Annotated in this window: 20 protein-coding genes; 7 read left to right on the forward strand and 13 right to left on the reverse strand. The window is 72.0% G+C overall.

Annotation, left to right across the window (positions count from 1 at the left end; genetic code table 11):
• The first annotated feature begins 49 nt into the window (after window positions 1–49).
• Window positions 50–1,366 (forward strand): DUF349 domain-containing protein, encoded by a 1,317-nt coding sequence (locus HF577_RS20690; protein WP_169397595.1) that lies wholly within the window; start codon window positions 50–52, stop codon window positions 1,364–1,366.
• A gap of 47 nt (window positions 1,367–1,413) precedes the next feature.
• On the opposite strand, the gene HF577_RS20695 is transcribed toward HF577_RS20690, so the two are convergent.
• Both HF577_RS20695 and miaB read right to left on the reverse strand, forming a co-directional pair.
• The gene (locus tag HF577_RS20695) at window positions 1,414–1,887 is read right to left on the reverse strand and encodes an Rv2732c family membrane protein (protein WP_169397567.1); all 474 of its coding nucleotides are present in this window, start codon (window positions 1,885–1,887) and stop codon (window positions 1,414–1,416) included.
• A 25-nt stretch (window positions 1,888–1,912) separates the two neighbouring features.
• Window positions 1,913–3,388 carry a tRNA (N6-isopentenyl adenosine(37)-C2)-methylthiotransferase MiaB gene (gene miaB, locus HF577_RS20700; protein WP_169397568.1) on the reverse strand — a complete coding sequence of 492 codons (1,476 nt, stop codon included), beginning with the start codon at window positions 3,386–3,388 and terminating at the stop codon, window positions 1,913–1,915.
• A 63-nt stretch (window positions 3,389–3,451) separates the two neighbouring features.
• Between miaB and HF577_RS20705 the strand changes: the two genes are divergently transcribed.
• Complete coding sequence (locus HF577_RS20705) at window positions 3,452–4,420, forward strand: TAXI family TRAP transporter solute-binding subunit (RefSeq protein WP_312859263.1); 969 nt, start codon at window positions 3,452–3,454, stop codon at window positions 4,418–4,420.
• 2 nt (window positions 4,421–4,422) lie between these two features.
• Here the strand turns inward: HF577_RS20705 and HF577_RS20710 are convergent, their stop codons facing one another.
• Window positions 4,423–5,835, reverse strand: a complete 1,413-nt coding sequence (locus HF577_RS20710; RefSeq protein WP_169397569.1) for a sensor histidine kinase — start codon at window positions 5,833–5,835, stop codon at window positions 4,423–4,425.
• Window positions 5,836–5,837: 2 nt separating this feature from the next.
• Window positions 5,838–6,533, reverse strand: a complete 696-nt coding sequence (locus tag HF577_RS20715; RefSeq protein WP_169397570.1) for a response regulator transcription factor — start codon at window positions 6,531–6,533, stop codon at window positions 5,838–5,840.
• A 130-nt stretch (window positions 6,534–6,663) separates the two neighbouring features.
• On the opposite strand from HF577_RS20715, the gene HF577_RS20720 reads away from it, so the two are divergent.
• The 4 genes from HF577_RS20720 to HF577_RS20735 all read left to right on the forward strand — a co-directional run bounded on the left by HF577_RS20720 (window position 6,664) and on the right by HF577_RS20735 (window position 9,951).
• Window positions 6,664–7,392 carry an amino acid ABC transporter ATP-binding protein gene (locus HF577_RS20720; protein ID WP_169397597.1) on the forward strand — a complete coding sequence of 243 codons (729 nt, stop codon included), beginning with the start codon at window positions 6,664–6,666 and terminating at the stop codon, window positions 7,390–7,392.
• A 63-nt stretch (window positions 7,393–7,455) separates the two neighbouring features.
• Window positions 7,456–8,352, forward strand: coding sequence for a glutamate ABC transporter substrate-binding protein (locus HF577_RS20725; RefSeq protein WP_169397571.1), 897 nt, complete (start codon window positions 7,456–7,458; stop codon window positions 8,350–8,352).
• A 73-nt stretch (window positions 8,353–8,425) separates the two neighbouring features.
• Window positions 8,426–9,076 (forward strand): amino acid ABC transporter permease, encoded by a 651-nt coding sequence (locus HF577_RS20730; protein ID WP_169397572.1) that lies wholly within the window; start codon window positions 8,426–8,428, stop codon window positions 9,074–9,076.
• Window positions 9,073–9,951 carry an amino acid ABC transporter permease gene (locus HF577_RS20735; protein ID WP_169397573.1) on the forward strand — a complete coding sequence of 293 codons (879 nt, stop codon included), beginning with the start codon at window positions 9,073–9,075 and terminating at the stop codon, window positions 9,949–9,951. The genes HF577_RS20730 and HF577_RS20735 overlap by 4 nt, the downstream gene beginning before the upstream one ends.
• Window positions 9,952–9,958: 7 nt before the next feature.
• Here the strand turns inward: HF577_RS20735 and HF577_RS20740 are convergent, their stop codons facing one another.
• From HF577_RS20740 to HF577_RS20770, 7 genes are read right to left on the reverse strand one after another with little or no spacing between them, the layout of a single operon-like run.
• The gene (locus HF577_RS20740) at window positions 9,959–11,914 is read right to left on the reverse strand and encodes a S9 family peptidase (RefSeq protein WP_169397574.1); all 1,956 of its coding nucleotides are present in this window, start codon (window positions 11,912–11,914) and stop codon (window positions 9,959–9,961) included.
• Window positions 11,915–11,950: 36 nt separating this feature from the next.
• Complete coding sequence (locus tag HF577_RS20745; protein WP_246266805.1) at window positions 11,951–12,271, reverse strand: hypothetical protein; 321 nt, start codon at window positions 12,269–12,271, stop codon at window positions 11,951–11,953.
• Entirely contained in the window at window positions 12,268–12,783 is a 516-nt protein-coding gene (locus tag HF577_RS20750) for a hypothetical protein (protein WP_169397576.1), read from the reverse strand. Before HF577_RS20750 ends, HF577_RS20745 begins: the two co-directional genes overlap by 4 nt.
• A 51-nt stretch (window positions 12,784–12,834) precedes the next feature.
• On the reverse strand, window positions 12,835–13,032 hold the full coding sequence (locus HF577_RS20755) for a hypothetical protein (protein WP_169397577.1): 198 nt from the start codon (window positions 13,030–13,032) through the stop codon (window positions 12,835–12,837).
• The gene (locus HF577_RS20760; protein WP_169397578.1) at window positions 13,029–13,616 is read right to left on the reverse strand and encodes a hypothetical protein; all 588 of its coding nucleotides are present in this window, start codon (window positions 13,614–13,616) and stop codon (window positions 13,029–13,031) included. The genes HF577_RS20755 and HF577_RS20760 overlap by 4 nt, the downstream gene beginning before the upstream one ends.
• Window positions 13,613–14,161: a hypothetical protein gene (locus tag HF577_RS20765; protein WP_169397579.1), complete on the reverse strand. Its 549-nt coding sequence runs from the start codon at window positions 14,159–14,161 to the stop codon at window positions 13,613–13,615. The genes HF577_RS20760 and HF577_RS20765 overlap by 4 nt, the downstream gene beginning before the upstream one ends.
• 3 nt (window positions 14,162–14,164) lie before the next feature.
• Complete coding sequence (locus HF577_RS20770) at window positions 14,165–14,938, reverse strand: hypothetical protein (protein ID WP_169397580.1); 774 nt, start codon at window positions 14,936–14,938, stop codon at window positions 14,165–14,167.
• A 282-nt stretch (window positions 14,939–15,220) separates the two neighbouring features.
• Between HF577_RS20770 and HF577_RS20775 the strand changes: the two genes are divergently transcribed.
• Window positions 15,221–15,454: a hypothetical protein gene (locus tag HF577_RS20775; RefSeq protein ID WP_211174606.1), complete on the forward strand. Its 234-nt coding sequence runs from the start codon at window positions 15,221–15,223 to the stop codon at window positions 15,452–15,454.
• Window positions 15,455–15,538: 84 nt separating this feature from the next.
• Here HF577_RS20775 and HF577_RS20780 read toward each other — a convergent pair whose 3' ends face one another.
• Window positions 15,539–16,294: a succinate dehydrogenase/fumarate reductase iron-sulfur subunit gene (locus HF577_RS20780; RefSeq protein WP_169397582.1), complete on the reverse strand. Its 756-nt coding sequence runs from the start codon at window positions 16,292–16,294 to the stop codon at window positions 15,539–15,541.
• Complete coding sequence (locus HF577_RS20785; RefSeq protein WP_312859264.1) at window positions 16,291–18,255, reverse strand: fumarate reductase/succinate dehydrogenase flavoprotein subunit; 1,965 nt, start codon at window positions 18,253–18,255, stop codon at window positions 16,291–16,293. Before HF577_RS20785 ends, HF577_RS20780 begins: the two co-directional genes overlap by 4 nt.

Consider the following 18,255-nt stretch of genomic DNA (forward strand, 5'->3'; position numbering starts at 1 on the left):
GCCCGGGCCTGCCGCCGTGCCCGCCCCGCCCCGGCCGGGGCCGCCGGCGGTGCCGGGGGTGCCGCACCCGGCGCCCCCCGTGGCCACGCCGGCGGCGGTCGCTCCGGAGGTGGCGGCGCCGGTGGCCCAGCCCTCCCCCGTGGCCAGCGCCGGCACCGACCCGGGCCGCTGGGGGCGGGTCGACGCCGAGGGCACGATCTACGTCCGCACTCCCGAGGGTGAGCGGATCGTGGGCTCCTGGCAGGCCGGGGCCCCCGAGGAGGGGCTCGCCCACTTCGCCCGCCGGTTCGACGACCTGCTCACCGAGGTCGAGCTGCTCGCCGCCCGGCTCGCGGCGGGCGGCGGCGAGCCGAAGCACGCCCTGAGCAGCGCGAAGACGCTGCGTGACGGGCTGGCCGAGGCCACCGTGGTCGGCGACCTGGTGGGGCTGCGGGCCCGGCTGGACGAGCTGGTGACCCAGGCCGAGGAGGCCGTCGCCGCGGCCCGGTCGGCGCGCGACGCCCAGCGCGCCGCCGCGGTGGCCCGCAAGGAGGAGCTCGCGGCGGAGGCCGAGACCCTCGCCGAGGAGGCCACGCAGTGGAAGCAGGCGGGCGACCGGTTCAAGGCGATCCTCGACGAGTGGCGCGCGATCCGCGGCGTCGACCGCAAGACCGACGAGCTGCTGTGGAAGCGGTTCTCGAAGGCGCGTGAGTCGTTCAACCGGCGCCGCGGCTCCCACTTCGCCGACCTCGACCGCCAGCGCGCCACGGCCAAGACCCGCAAGGAGGAGCTGGTCGTCGAGGCCGAGAAGCTGAGCGACTCCGACGACTGGGGTCCCACGGCGGCCCGTTTCCGCGACCTGATGACGGAGTGGAAGGCCGCGGGGCGCGCGCAGAAGGACGCCGACGACTCGCTGTGGCAGCGCTTCCGCACCGCTCAGGACGCGTTCTTCGCGCGCCGCGCCGGCACGTTCGCCGAGCGCGACGCCGAGTTCGCGGCCAACGCCGACGCGAAGCGGGCGCTGCTCGTCGAGGCCGAGAAGATCGACCTGTCCGACCCGGCCGGGGCACGCGCGGCGCTGCGGCGCGTCCAAGAGCGCTGGGAGGAGATCGGCAAGGTCCCGCGCGACGACATCCGGCCACTCGAGGCCGGCCTGCGGGCCGTCGAGGAGAGGGTGCGGGAGGCCGCCGAGCGGCAGTGGCGGCGCACCGACCCCGAGGCCGAGGCGAGGGTGGCCCAGTTCCGCGAGCGGGTGGCCCAGTTCGAGGCGCAGGCGGAGAAGGCCAGCGCGGCCGGTGACGCCCGGCGTGCCGAGCAGGCCCGGAGCCAGGCCGAGCAGTGGCGCGAGTGGCTCACCACCGCGGAGCAGGCGGTCAAGCAGCGCTGAGGGGCGGGCAGCGCTGAGGGCCGGGCAGCCCGCGGGCTGCCCGCCCCTCAGCGGCGCCCGGCGATCCGCACCCAGCACACAGCGAGCGCGATCACGGCGAGCAGGGCCACCACGAGCCCGATCCCGGCCGAGGTGCCGCCCGCGGTGATCGAGACCTGCCGGGACCAGATCGCCCACACCCCGGTCACCACGGAGATCCCGCAGCCCACCGCGGCCAGCCAGGCGAGCGCCCACCACCGGGTGGCGAGCGCGAGTGCCGAGACCACGAGGCCGAAGCCGAGCGAGGTGAAGGTGAACAGCCGCGGCAGCACGCCGAGCTGCGGCTCGAGGCCCGCGAGCACCTGCCACCCGTGGATCGACCCGGTCCACGGCAGGATCAGCCCCACGATCAGCACGAGGATCGCGACGGACACTCCCATCGCGGTCGGGCCGGGGTCGATCTGGCGGACGATCGGGAAGCGCCTCCCGCTCAGCTCCGCGTCGAGGGCCACCAGCTCGTCGGGAATCTTCCGGTCACTCATCACGTCTCTCCCTCACTGCGCCGGGTCACGCGCTCGTCCCGCACGCGGGTGCCGCCGCCACCGGCTCCGGCGCACCGAACGCGGGCAGGCCCAGCCCGGTGGCGGCGCCCCCGGTACGGGTACCCGTCTCGTGGACGTCACCCGCGCGCGTGCGCCGGTGGGACAACACAGGACCGTCGGCCACCAGGTGGTGCGGCGCCCCGTACCCGACGGTGACCTCGACGACGTCCCCCGGCCGGATCGTGCCGGAACCCTCCGGACCCGGAGCGAAGTGGACCAGCCGCCCGTCACGGGCGCGGCCGCTCATCCGCCGGGTGGCGCCGTCCTTGCGGCCTTCCCCCGTGGACACCAGCACTTCGACGACCCGGCCCTCGAGGGCGCGGTTGGCCTCCCAGGAGATCTCCTCCTGGAGCGTGACGAGCCGCTCGTACCGCTCCTGCACCACGGCCTTGGGCACCTGGTCGGGCAGCGTGGCCGCGGGGGTGCCCGGCCGCGGCGAGTACTGGAACGTGAAGGCGTTGGCGAACCGGGCGGCACGCACGACGTCGAGAGTGGCCTCGAAGTCGGCGTCGGTCTCGCCGGGGAACCCGACGATGATGTCGGTGCTGATCGCCGCGTCCGGGATCGACGCGCGCACCTCGTCGATGATCCCCAGGTAGCGCGTGGACCGGTAGGAGCGGCGCATCCGGCGCAGCACGTCGTCGGAGCCGGACTGCAGCGGCATGTGCAGCTGCGGGCACACGTTCGGCGTCTCGGCCATGGCCGCGATCACGTCGGAGGTGAAGTCGCGCGGGTGCGGCGAGGTGAAGCGCACCCGCTCGAGGCCCTCGACGTCGCCGCAGGCCCGCAGCAGCTTGGCGAAAGCGCCGCGGTCGCCGAACTCGACGCCGTAGGAGTTGACGTTCTGCCCGAGCAGGGTCACCTCGAGGACGCCGTCGGCCGCCAGTGCGGACACCTCGGCCAGCACGTCACCCGGCCTGCGGTCCTTCTCCGTGCCCCGCAGCGACGGCACGATGCAGAAGGTGCACGTGTTGTTGCAGCCCACGGAGATCGACACCCAGCCGGCGTAGGCCGACTCGCGGCGGGCGGGCAGCGTGGAGGGGAAGACCTCGAGCGACTCGGCGATCTCGACCTGGGCGGCCTCGTTGTGCCGGGCCCGCTCCAGCAGGACCGGCAGGGCGTGCACGTTGTGGGTGCCGAACACCACGTCGACCCAGGGGGCGCGCCGGACGATCTCCGAGCGGTCCTTCTGCGCGAGGCAGCCACCCACCGCGATCTGCATGCCCGGCCGGGCGTCCTTCACCGGCCGGAGGTGGCCGAGGTTGCCGTAGAGCCGGTTGTCGGCGTTCTCCCGAACGGCGCAGGTGTTGAAGACGACGACGTCGGCATCGTCCGACTCGGCCTTCGCGTACCCCGCCGCCTCCAGGAGCCCGGCCATGCGCTCGGAGTCGTGCACGTTCATCTGGCACCCATAGGTGCGGATGGTGTAGCTGCGGGTCACAGAAAAAGAGTAGGCCGTCGAGAGGCGGTCGACCGCATCGGCCGGGCACGGCAGGATGCCCCCGTGGCGGGTGGGGGCGTGATGGGACGGCGCGCCGTCCTGCGCGGGCTCGGCGCGCTCGGCGTGCTGGGGGCGCTCGCCGCCTGCTCGTCTCCCTACGCCGGCACCCGGCTGACGCTGGCGACGGGCGGCACCCAGGGCGTCTACTTCCGGCTGGGAAACGCGCTGGCCGACGCGTGGCAGCGGAAGCTGGGGCTCGACCTCCGTCCGGGGGTGCTGTCGACAGCGGGCTCGGTGGACAACCTGCGGCTGCTCGCCGACGGCGGCGCCGATGTGGTGTTCAGCCAGGTGGACACGGCTGCCGACCAGCTGGAGCGCTCCACGCCCGGCGACCCGCGGGCCCCCCGCGCGCTCGCCCGGATCTACGACGACGTCGTGCACGTCGTCGTCAGGGCGTCCTCGCCCGCGACGACGCTGGCCGGCCTGCGGGGGGCGCGGGTGTCGATCGGAGCCCCCGACTCGGGCGTGTACGTGATCGCCACCCGGTTGCTGCGCGCGGCCGGGCTGGTGCCGGACACCGATCTGCAGGCGCAGCAGCTCGGGATCAACGAGTCCGTCGCCGCGATGGAGAGCGGCGCGATCGACGCGTTCTTCTGGTCGGGCGGGGTGCCCACCGAGGGCGTCAGCCGGCTGGCGACGACGCTGCCCATCCGGTTGCTGGACCTCGAGGACGTGGTCAAGGAGGTACGGGCGGCCTTTCCGGCGTACGCGCCCGGCACGGTCCCGGCCACGACCTACGGGATCCCGGCCCCCGTCACCACACTCCTGGTGCGCAACTTCCTGCTGGTGGCCGCATCGATGCCGGACGATCTGGCGAATGCGCTGGTCAAAGGCATGTTCGAGGCGCAGCCGGAACTGGCGTTGGCCAGCCCCTCGGCCCTCACCATCGACCCGCGCGCCGCCATCGGCACCCAGCCGGTGCCGTTGCACCCCGGCGCGGAGCGGTTCTTCCGCCTGCTGAAGACCAGCTGATCTCAGCCGCCTCCGGGCTCCTCCCCGGCCGCCTCCGGGGCCACCCGGACCAGCCGCGCGATCACCTGCAGGCCGCCACCGGCCGGTAGTTCGAGGCGCAGCTCACCGCCCGCGACCTCGACGGTGCGGGCGGCGATGGCCAGCCCGAGCCCGGAGCCCTCGACGTTGCTCTGCGCGGGACTGCGCCAGAACCGGCCCGTCGCCCGCTCCAGCTCGTCGGGGGCCAGCCCCGGGCCGGTGTCCCGCACGGCGATCTCGACGTGGGACGCCGTGGCCGCGGTCCGCACGGTGATCGTGCCACCGCGCGGGGAGAACTTCACCGCGTTGTCCAGCAGCGCATCGAGCACGGTCTCGATCGCCCCGGTCGGCGCCGCCGCCCGCAGCCCGCGCCGCCCGTTGCGCAGGAGCTGCAGGCCCGTGTGCTCGGCGAGCGGCCGCCAGGCGTCGAGCCGGTCCGCGACGACCGGGTCGACCTCGACGTCCGCCACCGGGGCGGTGCGCTCGGCGCGGGCCAGCGCGAGCAGCCCGTCGAGCAGCGTGGAGAGCCGGTCGGTCTCCTCCAGAGCGGCGACGTGGTCCTCGGCGCCGGCCGCGTCGAGGTGCCCCTCCAGGTTGGACAGCCGCAGGCGCAGCGCGGTGAGCGGGTTGCGCAGCTGGTGGCTCGCGTCGGCGACGAAGGCGCGCTGCGCCGAGTACGCCTGCGTCACCGTCTCCGCCATCCGGTCGAAGGAGACCGACAGCCTGCGCAGCTCGGGGGGCCCGGTCCCGTCGGCCACCGGCTCCGCCCCGGCTCCGGCGAGCACCGCGGCCGCCACGCGCCCGGTGCCCTCGTCGAGCCTGCGGACCGGACGCAGGATCCACCGGACGATCGGGAGCGCGACCAGTACGGCCATTACGAGGGCGAGCAGCCCGGCGGCCGCGACCAGCGACCACACCCGCAGCTCCTCGGCGCGCAGCGCGGTGGTGGGCGACACGGTGACGACGGCTCCGCGCACCTCGGTGTCGACCAGCACCGGTTCGGCGAGCACCATCGGCCGGTCGTCCCACGGCAGGAGCAGCGGGTAGGCCTCCGAGCGCCGGTTCGCCAGTGCCAGCTCGACCCGCTCCCGGCCGGCGTCGTCCAGCACCGGCGCCGGGCGCCGCGAGGCGGCCACCAGCTCACCCTCGCGGTCGACCACCAGCACCGCCACGCCGTACACGGCGTCGTAGCGGGTCAGGTCGGCGGTCAGCCCCGTGGTGTCCGCGTCGGTGATCGGGCGCTCGGCGAGCGAGGCGTAGAAGATCGTGTCGGTCAACCGGTCGGTGAACAGCTCGAGCTGGTTGGCGTAGGCGTTGGTCAGCGCCAGCGGTACCCCGAGGCCCGCGGCCAGCAGGCCGACCAGGAACAGCACGATCACCAGTAACCGGGCGGCCACCCCTACTCCGCGCCGATTCCGGGGGCCCCGCTCTCGGGCACACCCAGCCGGTAGCCGACGCCCCGGACCGTCTGCACCAGCTCGGGGCGGCCGAGCTTGGTGCGGAGCGTGGCCACGTGGACGTCGAGCGTCCGGTTGGCGCCCGCCCAGGACCGGCCCCACACCTCCGCCACGATCCGGCTGCGCGTGCACACGGCGCCGCCCGAGCTCGCGAGCAGCGCGAGCACCTGGAACTCCTTGCGGGTGAGGTTCACCGGCGTCCCCCCGACCGTCACCGAGTGGCGGTGCAGGTCGACGCTCACGTCGTCGACCATCACGATGTCCTCCGGCCCGGCGGGCGAGGCGACCCGGCGCCGCCGGTACACGGCATGGACCCGCGCCACCAGCTCGCCGATGTCGTAGGGCTTGACGATGTAGTCGTCGGCCCCGGAGTGCAGCCCGAGGATGCGGTCGTCCACCTCGCCGCGTGCCGACACCACGATCACCGGGACCTCGCTGACCTCGCGGATCGCCCGGCAGACGTCCACCCCGTCGATGTCGGGCAGGCCGAGGTCGAGCAGCACGACATCGACACCGGCCAGGTGGTCGACGGCACCGCGGCCGCGCGAGAGCCGCGTGGTGGTGATGCCGTGGCGGTGCAGCGCCGGACGTAGTGCGGCCGCGATCCGATCATCGTCCTCCACCAGCAGGATGTGCACGTTCCTCCACACCTTCTCGCCGAGCGTTATCGGAGCGAAACCCTATGGGTTGCTCAAGGTGCTGGACTGTGCCATCCACACCCCCATAGCGTCCCGCCATGCCCGGAGGCCCGCGATGACCAACACGCCCATGATCCGGATGGCGTCCGTCGACAAGCACTTCGGCGAGCTGCACGTCCTGCGCGACATCAACCTCGAGGTCGCGAGCGGCCAGGTCGTGGTGGTGCTCGGCCCGTCGGGGTCCGGCAAGTCCACGCTCTGCCGCACGATCAACCGCCTGGAACCGATCGACAGCGGCACCATCGAGGTCGACGGCAAGGAGCTGCCCGCCGAGGGCAAGGCACTCGCCGCGCTGCGCGCCGATGTCGGCATGGTCTTCCAGAGCTTCAACCTGTTCGCGCACAAGACGATTCTCGAGAACGTCACCCTCGGGCCGCTCAAGGTCCGCAAGGCGTCGAAGTCCGACGCCGAGAAGAACGGGCTCGCGCTCCTCGAACGGGTCGGGATCGCGAACCAGCGCGACAAGTACCCGGCCCAGCTCTCCGGCGGCCAGCAGCAGCGCGCGGCGATCGCCCGTGCGCTGGCCATGAAGCCCAAGGTGATGCTCTTCGACGAGCCGACCTCCGCCCTCGACCCCGAGATGGTGCAGGAGGTCCTCGACGTGATGACCACGCTCGCCGCCGACGGCATGACGATGCTGGTGGTCACCCACGAGATGGGCTTCGCCCGCAGGGCCGCGCACCGGGTGGTGTTCATGTCCGACGGCGAGATCGTCGAGGACGCCGCGCCGGACGCCTTCTTCTCCAGCCCGACGTCCGACCGTGCCAAGGACTTCCTCGGCAAGATCCTCACGCACTGACGGGCCACATCCCGGTCGGCACCTGCCTCGTTTTCCCGCTCCAACGGAAGGACCCGCACCACCATGCGTCTCGCACACCTCACCCGGATCGCCGCGGTCGCGGCGGCGGTGGTGCTCGCTGCCACCGCCTGCGGTGACCAGTCGTCATCGCTCGGTTCCTCGGGTGCCGCGCCGTCGGTCGCCGAGGGCGTGTCCTTCCCGGCCGGCTCCACGATGGACACCCTCAACAAGGCCCAGACCCTGCGGCTGGGCACCAAGTTCGACCAGCCGCTGTTCGGCCTGAAGGGTCTCGACGGCAACCCCGCCGGCTTCGACGTCGAGATCGCCAAGATCATCGCGGCCAAGCTCGGAATCCCGGCCGACAAGATCGTCTACACCGAGGCACCGTCCGCCGTGCGTGAGGAGGTGATCGAGCAGAACCGCGTCGACATGGTCGTCGCCACCTACACGATCAACGACAAGCGCAAGGAACGCATCACCTTCGCCGGCCCGTACTACGTCGCGGGCCAGGACCTGATGGTGAAGAGCGACAACACCACCATCACCGGTCCGGACTCGCTGCGCGGCGCCAACGCCAAGGTCTGCTCCGTCGCCGGCTCGACGCCGTCGGAGAACATCAAGAAGTACATCGACCCGGCGAACCTCACGCTGTTCGACGTGTACTCCAAGTGCGCCGACGCGCTGCGCACCGGCCAGGTCGACGTCGTCACCACCGACAACGTCATCCTCACCGGCCTGATCGAGAACTCGGGCGGGGCGTTCAAGCTCGTGAACAAGAAGTTCACCGAGGAGCCCTACGGCATCGGCATCAAGAAGGGCGACGTCGCCTTCTGCGAGTTCATCGACCAGACGCTCAAGGAGGCGGAGACCGACGGCAGCTACAAGGCCGCCTGGGACTCGACCGTCGGGAAGGTCAGCCCGGAGGTTCCGCCGCTGCCCGCAGCCGGCACCTGCAGCTGATCTCCGACGCAACCGGGGTGCCGACCAGGCCGGTCGGCACCCCGGTTGCGTTCCTCCGCGCGAAAGAGGTCTCGTGGGCGTCATCGTCGAGCAGTTTCCGCTGTACGCGCAGGGTTTCCTCCAGACGCTGCGCATCTGCCTGTTCTCCGCGGTCGGTGCGCTCGTCCTGGGCACGATCCTGGCGGGCTTCCGGGTCTCACCGGTGCCACCGCTGCGGATGGTCGGCTCCGCATGGGTCACGGTCTTCCGCAACACCCCGCTGGCCGTCGTCCTGTTCGCCGTGGCCTTCGGGCTGCCCGAACTGGGGGTCAACGGGTCCTACTTCTACTTCGGCGTCATCGGCCTGACCTTCTACACCGCGGCCTTCGTGTGCGAGGCCGTGCGCAGTGGCATCAACTCCGTGTCGGCCGGGCAGGCCGAGGCGGCCCGCGCGATCGGGCTGACGTTCAGCCAGTCGCTCTCGCTGATCGTGCTGCCCCAGGCGCTGCGCACGGTCGTGCCGCCGCTCGGCAGCGTGATCATCGCCATGATCAAGAACTCGGCCATCGTCGGCGCGTTCGGTGTCGGCGGCGACCTGTTCGCCAACGGCGTCCAGCTCACCTCGGCACAGGGCTATGCCGCAGGGGCCGTGCTGATCGGCGTGCTGCTGGGCTACCTGGTCCTGACCATCCCCGGCGGGATCCTGCTGGGTGTCCTCGAGCGGAAGGTGTCGGTGGCCCGATGACCACCTCGGTCCTCTACGACGCACCCGGTCCGGTCACCCGGCGCCGCACCCTGATCTCCAGCGGTGTCGCCGGCGTGATCGTGCTGGTCGTCATCGCTCTCGTGGTCATCCGGCTGGCGGGCCAGGGCCAGTTCTCCGGCGAGCTGTGGGGCCCGCTGGTCAACCCGTTCGACCCCAGCTTCCTGGCAGTCTGGCGGCTGCTCGGTCAGGCCTTGGTCGCCACGCTCGTGGCCGCGGCGCTCACGCTGGCGTTCTCGCTGGTCATCGGCACGCTCTTCGCGGTCAGCCGCATCACGGCGAACCGGTACTACCGCTGGCTCGTCGTCGGGGTGATCGAGTTCCTGCGCGGTGTCCCCGTGGTCATCGCGATCTTCTTCGCGGCACGGGTGCTCCCCGAGGTGGGCCTGGACCTGCCGATCCTGTGGTACCTGGTCATCGGCCTCACCGCGTACAACTCGGTGATCATCGCGGAGATCATCCGCGCGGGCGTGGCGTCGCTGCCGCGCGGGCAGGCGGAGGCGGGCTACTCGCTCGGGCTGACCCGGGGCCAGGTGCTCTCCTCGATCCTGCTGCCGCAGGCGTTCCGGGTGATGCTGCCCGCGCTGATCAGCCAGCTCGTGGTGATCGTCAAGGACACCTCGCTGGGCTTCATCATCAGCTACGAGGAGTTCGTCCGGACGGCGAACATCATCATCCAGACGCTGCACAACCCCATCCAGATCTACGCGGTCGTGGCGCTGATCTTCATCGTCATCAACTACGCGCTCGGCAGGCTGGCGGAGTACGTGGAGCGCAGGCTCTCCCGGGCGAGGCGCACGGCCGTGGCACCGGCTGACCCGGGGACGCTGGACACCGCGGCCACCGGCGGCGCCTGACCCGCGGTCAGAGGTTCTCCACCGTCACCGGTTCGATGCCCTCCTCCGCGGGCAGCTCGAACCCGAGCACCTGGGCGTAGAAGCTGAGCTCCGCGTCCAGGGCCCTGCGGATGTTCTCGGCGCGCCGGAACCCGTGCTGCTCACCCTCGAACAGCAGGTAGGCCACGGGCAGCCGGCGCGCCCGCAGCGCGTCGACGATCAGCTCGCTCTGGCGCGGCGGGACGATCTCGTCCTCGTCGCCCTGCAGGACGATCAGCGGCCGCTCGAACCGGTCGACGTGGTGGATCGGCGAGCGCTCCTCGTACAGCTCGCGGGCCGCCGGGTAGGGGCCGACGAGGCGGTCGAGGTAGCGGCTCTCGAACTTGTGCGTGTCGGCCGCCAGTGCCGCGAGGTCGGCCACCCCGTAGTGGCTCGCCCCGGCCGCGAACGGGGTGTCGGCGCGGGCCAGCGCCGCGAGCGTCGTGTAGCCGCCCGCCGAGCCGCCGCGGATGCACAGCCGGTTGCGGTCGACGCGGCCGTGCGCCGCCAGCCACTCCGCGGCCGCCATGCAGTCGGCGACGTCGATCACGCCCCACCCGCCCAGCAGTTGCTCGCGGTAGGCGCGGCCGTATCCGGTGGAGCCGCCGTAGTTCACGTCGACGACGGCGAACCCGCGGCTCGTCCAGTACTGGACCGACAGGTTCAGCGCAGGCACGGCCGCCGACGTGGGGCCGCCGTGGATCACCACGAGCAGCGGCGGGAGCTCGCCGTCGGGGGCGCGGTACCCCTCGTTGGTGGGCGGATAGAACAGCGCGTGGGCCGTGCGGCGTTCCCCGGCGGCGTCCACCGACGGGAACGAGACGGCCTCGGGCACCGAGATCGTCGAGAGGTCGACGCCGACGTCGCGGGGCGGCCGCAGCTCCCCGACGTCGCAGGTCCCGATGTCCACGAGGAAGACGCCCGTCTCGGCGGCTGGACTCCCCGCGACGACGGCCACCGTGTCGGTGCCGGTGGCCCGCACCGCACCGATCGCCGAGAACGGCAGGTCCAGGTCGGTGACCGACCCGTCGAGCTCGCCCACGGCCAGTCCGTCGAACCCGGCCCGTTGCCGGGCGAACACCACCCGGCCGTCGGGGAGCACGACGAACCGCGCCGAGCCGAACGCCCAGCCCGGCACACCGATCTCCGCGTCGATCCGCACGACCGGCCTGATGTCAACGTCGGGCACCCAGCGGTAGATGTTCCACCAGTCGGTGCGGTCGCTGATGAACCACAGCGACCCGTCCGGCTGCCACCGGGGCTCCGCCACCGACTCGCCGCGGCCACCGGCCACGACCGTCTCCTCCCCCGTCTCGAGGTCGCGGATCATCAGCAGGGTGTCGTCCCACGGCATCGACGGGTGGTTCCACTGCAGCCAGGCGAGCGATCTGCCGTCCGGGCTGATCCGGGGCGCGGCGACGAAGTCCGGACCGGTGACGAGCACCTCCGGCTCCGACGGCGCATCGGCGGCGAGCCGGACGATCTCGTTGCGCACCTCGGTGGCCGAGGCGCCGGTGTGCCGCTCCCGGACGCAGACCAGGTAGCTCCCGTCGGGCGCGAGGTCACCGTCGGCGAAGCGGTCGCCCCGCGGCATGGCCGGCTCGGGCGTGAGGGCGACGGGGTCGGCTCCCGGTGCGAGCCGGTACAGCCGCTGGTCGGACCATTCGCTGAACCACAGCACCCGGTCGCGCACCCACCAGGCCGCGCCCCCGTACTCGTGCACCGCCGTGCGGGCGTTCATCCCGGCCGGCAGCAGGTCGGTGGTGGTGCCGTCCGCCGCGCGCCGGACCAGCTGGACGCGCCCGGCGTCGGCGGGGCGGCCCTCGGACCACACGATGTCGGAACCGTCGACGCGGAGCTCCGAGAGCCGCGCGGAGGCGGTGACGACGAGCTCGGATGTGATCGGCGTGGGCCAGGAACCGTAGGGAAGCTCCGTGATCGTCACACCGTCACGCTAGTCGGCGGCCGGCTGAGATCGCCGTCACGCCCGGGCGCGCAGCGCGGTACGCAGCACGGCGAGCGCCTCCCACAGGGCGCCCCGGCGCACCACGGGCAGCACGGCGAGGGCCCCGCTCACCCCCGGCCACCACCGCACGGAGCCGTCGGGACGGACGGTGCCCAGCGCCGGAGCGGCACAGGCCCGCACGGAGGCGGGCAGCGCGGGATAGCGGGCGGCGAGCTGAGGGTCGCGGCAGGACCGGACCTTCACCGGCACCCGCAGCAGGTCGGGCAGCTCCCGCGCGATCCGGGAGCAGACAGGGCAGGAGACGTCGTACACGACGACCACCTCGGCGGTCTTCACCACTCGAGCATGGCAGCGACGAGCGTCCCACCGCAGGTCAGGGCCAGTAGCGGGCGGGCGATCCGCTCCGAGCGCGCCCACAGCTCGCTCCACGCGCCGTCGTCGCTCCAGGCGTTGGACAGCAGCGGCATCGCCAGCCGTCCGATCGCGAAGCCCGCGGCCGCCCCGAACGCGGCCGGGAACGGCACGACGAGCACGATCGCCACCAGCACGAGGTGCGGCAACGCCGATGGCGAGTAGGTGCGCACCCCGGTGCCCATCTCGAACCCGAACTGCAGCGCACCCCACTCCCGCATGTGCTGCACGTCCTCCGGCACCAGCCGGGCGTTCTCCGGCACCCGGAACCGCAGCAGCCCGAACTCCCGCAGCAGCACCGGCACCACGACCAGCCCGAAGAGCACCTCCCGCGCCACCGCGGGTACCAGCGCCTGCGGCAGCGCACCGAGCACGGCGGCCGCGAAGGCCACCAGCACGGCGCCGAGCAGCAGTCCGGTGCCGAAGTACCGGATCACGGGCTTGTCGCGCCAGACCGACGCGCTCAGCAGGAACGCCGAGTTGTGACTTCAAGTGCTGCCCGAGTTGGCGAACCCGGCAGCGGCGCCCGCCACCGTGACCAGCAGGAGCAGCGCACCTCCCGCCGCGAGGTCCCGCACCGCGGTGCCCGCCACGAACGCGGCGAACGCCCCGACGAGCAGCAGCGTGAGCGCCGCCGTCACGGGGTGCAGCAGCCAGCGGGGACGCGCCCGCGGCGGGACCGTCACGACGGGCTCGACCCGGTTCCGACGAGCGCGGCGGCCGGCTCCCCCTCGGTGTCCGGGAGCTCGCACGCGGCGATCGTCAGCCCGCGGTAGCTGTCGCCGTCGTCGTAGTAGACCTCGGTGACCGCGTCGGAGCAGCGGTAGCCGCGCCAGCGCCACGCGTTCTTGCCGTCACAGGACGTGGTGAGCCGCGTCGACTCGTAGTAGTCGCCCTGTGACTCGTACTCGCCCTCGCGGTGGAACCCGCCCGAGCACGGGTACGAGCCACGGCGCCAGCCGCCGTAGCAGAGCGCCGCGCCGTCGTCCGGCCAGTTGTTGGACTCCTCGTCGTACGACGACGGCGTACAGGTGAGGTGCTCCGACCTGTCGTCGTCCTCGTCCTCGTCCTCGTCGTCCTGCGCCGCGGCCTCCCGACGGCTCAGGTACCAGTCCAGGGGCACGAGTGCCGCCGCGGCCGCGCCGATCACGAGCCCGCGCAGCACCGTGCGGCGACTGGGCCGGATGGCGCGGATGCGGGCCACCACGGCACTCGGGACCGCCTGCGCGGGCGGCGCCGACGTCATCGGGATCTCGTCCAGGTGGGTCATGCCCGGGTCACCTCTCGTCCTTCGGAGTGGCGCTCGGCGCCCGGCATCGGATCGGGACGCTGCGTCAGGTCCTGGACGAGGGCGCCCAGGTCGGTGTCGGAGTAGACGAAGCTGCGGTGCATGACGACGCCGGCGGCGTCGACGGCCAGCAGGGTCGGCGAGTACCCCTCGAACAGGTCGGCCCTGGCGTCGGGGTCGGCCAGCAGCTCGGCCCGGCCACCGGCGCGGACGGCGAAGTCCTCCGGCCGGTCGACCAGCGCGACGACGCGGACGTGCGGGTCCTCCTGGACGGCGCAGAGCGCGTCCCACACGGCGTGGCAGAGCGCGCAGTGGGCGTCCAGCACGGCCACGACGGCCGCCCGCTGCCCCGGACCGGGGCGGACCGCAGCCGGCGCCTGGCGCCCGACCAGTGCGACGTACCCGGACAGCTCGGCCGGGCCCGCGGCCTCCAGTGCGCGCACCCTCGCGTACACCGCGACGAGCGCCACCAGCGTGAAGAGCGCGATGAGCAGCGCGAGCAGCGCCACCGCGAGTGCGACGGACACGGCTCAGCCCCTCCACCGGCCGCTGAGCGCGGCCAGCGCGGCGACGACCTGGTCCTCACCCATGGGGAGGGACGGCTTGCCGGACTCGGGGCCGTGCAGGACCAGGTCCATCGCGACGCTCTCGCTCGCGAACAGGTAGCGCCACTCGTGCGGAGTGCCCGCGACGCGGGACGAGCCCCCCGGATCCAGCCTGCGTCCCGAGCGCCACAGCTCGCCGCCGGGCAGCGGCATGCCCGCCCACGGCGGCAGGGTCTGCAGCACCTCGGTGGAGCGGCGCACGACCAGCATCGACTGCGCGTTGCGCCCGATCAGCGCCACATCGCTCTGCTTGACGAGCAGGTCCGACGCGGGGGTGAGCGCCGCGCCGGACGACGAGTCGGCGAACCGGAACGTGGCCAGCAACCGCGAGACGCCTGCGGCGTCGGGCGCCGGGCCGCCGAACCAGGTGGTGGCCTCGTGGTGGGGCCCGGAGAGCACGAGCGCGGAGTCGCTGCGGTCGGGCGCCTCGAAGACCACGGCGTCGAAGCCGCGCATCGACTGCCGCCGCTCCCGCGCCCCGGGCAGCACGTGTCTGGGGATCACCCGGTGCTCCCCCGCAGGCGCGAGGAAGAACTGGCGGGCCGTCCGCGGGCCGGTGAACCGGGTGTTGCCGTACCACTGGTAGTCACCGAACGCTGCTGGCAGGGTCAGGTCGACGGGAGCGCCGGATGGCGCGATTCGGGAGACTCGGGTCTGTCCGGTGGACTGCGCGAGTCCCGCTGTCGGGGCAGCCGTCATGCGTTGGTTCCTCCACGTGCAGGCTGGAACGACCATGTGGCGTCCCGCTCGGATAACGAAAGGGGATCGGTCGCGTTACGCGATTGCCCGATCGCGGAGCGTGAGCATTCGAGTGAAGGTCTGCAGCGCACGGTGCTGTTCTACCCGGCCAAATGGAGGAACTGCGTGATGAACGATTCGCCCGATAGTTCGAATCTCCCGGCGGATTCGCCCCAATGCCCGGATTCCGGGCCCGCAACACCCGCGACACCCGCCCGGCCCGAGCCGGTGGAGGCCGAGATCGTGCCCGACCCCGGACCGGTGGCACCGCCCCCCGCGCCCGACTACGACGACCACGGCGTCCCGAGCCTGGACTACGTCCGCGACAAGATCGAGACCCGCTACGCCACCTCACTCGGCGCGGCCGAGCTCGCGCAGGAGTCAGAGGAGGCACGCAGCATCGAGGAGCAGGAGGCCGAGCGCGAGCGAGCGGGGAAGGCGAAGCTGGACGAGATCCGCCGCAGCATGGGCCGCTGAGGGGCCCCCGAAGTTCAGGAAAGCCACTTTCCTGCCCGGAGAGGGCCTGAAAGTGGCTTTCCTGAACCTGACGGGCGGGGCGCCCTACGCGCCGGAGCGCTTGAAGATCTTGCTGCCCAGCCAGACCAGCGGGTCGTACTTGCGGTCGACCACGCGCTCCTTGAGCGGGATGAGCGCGTTGTCGGTGATCTTGATGTGCTCGGGGCACACCTCGGTGCAGCACTTGGTGATGTTGCAGTAGCCCAGGCCGTGCTCCTCCTGCGCCTCCTGCTTCCGGTCGGCGACGTCGAGGGGGTGCATGTCGAGCTCCGCGATCCGCATGAGGTAGCGGGGGCCGGCGAAGTTCTCCTTGTTCTCCTCGTGGTCACGCACCACGTGGCAGGTGTTCTGGCACAGGTAGCACTCGATGCACTTGCGGAACTCCTGGCTCCGCTCGACGTCGACCTGCTGCATCCGGTACTCGCCCGGCTCCAGGTCCGGCGGCGGCGCGAAGCTCGGCACCTCGCGGGCCTTCGTGTAGTTGAACGACACGTCCGTGACGAGGTCCCGGATCACCGGGAACGTCCGCAGCGGCGTGACCGTGATGGTCTCGGTCTCGGTGAACGTCGACATCCGGGTCATGCACGCCAGCCGCGGCTTGCCGTTGATCTCCATGCTGCAGGACCCGCACTTGCCGGCCTTGCAGTTCCAGCGGACCGCCAGGTCACCGGCCTCGGTCTGCTGGAGTCGGTGGATGATGTCGAGGACGACCTCGCCCTCGTTCACCTCCACCGGGTAGTCGACGAGCTCACCCTTCTCGGAGTCGCCGCGCCACACCCGGAAATGGGCGTCGTAACTCATGCGTTCTCCACCCCAGAGTCTGCAGCGGAGCCGGCGCGGTGTCCGCCCAGCTCCTCACCGGTGTAGTACTTCTTCAGCTCGTCCAGCTCGAACAGGTCCAGCAGCTCCGGCCGCATCGCCACCTGCTCCTTGCGCACCAGCTCGACGTTGTCCTCGCCCAGCGCCGACAGCACCAGCAGCACGTGCCGCCAGTCGGAGTCCATCGCCGGGTAGTCGTCGCGGGTGTGCCCGCCGCGGCTCTCCTGCCGCTCCAGCGCCGCCTTCGCCACGCACAGCGAGACGAGCAGCATGTTGCGCAGGTCCAGCGCCAGGTGCCAGCCGGGGTTGAACTCCCGGTGGCCCACGACGCTGACGGTCCGCGTGCGGGTGGCGATGTCCTCGAGCTTCTTGAGGGCCATCTCCATCTCGTCGGCCTTGCGGATGATGCCGACAAGGTCGTTCATCGTCTTCTGCAGCTCCAGCTGCACGACGAACGGGTTCTCTCCGCCCTCGGTAGCCGAGGAGAACGGCAGCAGCGCCCGCTGCTCGGCCGCGGCGACGTCGTCGATACGCACCGCGGGCCGCACACCCGCGAGCCCGTCGACGTACTCGGCGGCGCCCATGCCGGCTCGGCGGCCGAAAACGAGCAGGTCGGACAGCGAGTTGCCGCCGAGCCGGTTGGAGCCGTGCATCCCACCGGCGACCTCACCCGCCGCGAACAGGCCCGGCACCGTGGACATCGTGGTGTCCGGCTCGACCTCGACCCCGCCCATCACGTAGTGGCAGGTGGGCCCGACCTCCATCGGCTCCTTCGTGATGTCGACGTCGGCCAGCTCCTTGAACTGGTGGTACATCGACGGCAGCCGCTTCTGGATCTCCTCGGGCGACAGCCGGGAGGCGATGTCGAGGAACACGCCCCCGTGGGGGCTGCCCCGCCCGGCCTTCACCTCGGAGTTGATGGCGCGCGCCACCTCGTCACGGGGCAGCAGCTCCGGGGGACGGCGGTTGTTGTCCGCGTCGGTGTACCAGCGGTCGCCCTCCTCCTCGGTGGTGGCGTACTGGTCCTTGAAGACGTCGGGGACGTAGTTGAACATGAACCGCTCGCCCTCGGAGTTCCGCAGGACGCCGCCGTCACCGCGCACCGACTCGGTGACGAGGATCCCCTTCACCGACGGCGGCCAGACCATGCCCGTCGGGTGGAACTGCAGGAACTCCATGTTGATCAGCGTGGCGCCCGCGCGCAGGGCCAGCGCGTGGCCGTCGCCGGTGTACTCCCAGGAGTTCGACGTGACCTGGTAGCTCTTGCCCACCCCGCCCGTCGCGAGCACGATCGCCGGCGCGTCGAACCGCACGAACTTCCCGGTGCTGCGGTAGTAGCCGAAGCAGCCCGCGATCTTCCCGTCGGCCTTGAACAGCTCGGTGATCGTTGTCTCGTGGAAGACCCGGATGTTGGCCTCGTAGTCACCGGTCTCGCGGTAGTCCTCCTGCTGCAGCGACACGACCTTCTGCTGCAGGGTGCGGATCATCTCCAGCCCGGTGCGGTCACCGACGTGCGCGAGGCGCGGGTAGGTGTGGCCGCCGAAGTTGCGCTGGCTGATCTTGCCGTCCTTGGTGCGGTCGAAGAGCGCACCGTAGGTCTCCAGCTCCCAGACGCGGTCGGGCGCCTCCTTGGCGTGCAGCTCGGCCATCCGCCAGTTGTTGAGGAACTTCCCGCCGCGCATGGTGTCGCGGTAGTGGACCATCCAGTTGTCGTTGGGGTTGACGTTGCCCATCGACGCGGCACAGCCGCCCTCGGCCATCACCGTGTGCGCCTTGCCGAACAGCGACTTGGAGATGATGGCGGTGCGCTTGCCCTGCATCCTCGCCTCGATGGCGGCGCGCAGCCCGGCGCCACCCGCGCCGATGACGATGACGTCGTACTCGTGGCGCTCGATGTTCTCGGTGGGACCGTTCGATGTCGTCGCTTGTTCTGAAGTAGTCAC

Source organism: Pseudonocardia xinjiangensis (assembly GCF_012911925.1).
Lineage (GTDB): Bacteria > Actinomycetota > Actinomycetes > Mycobacteriales > Pseudonocardiaceae > Pseudonocardia > Pseudonocardia xinjiangensis.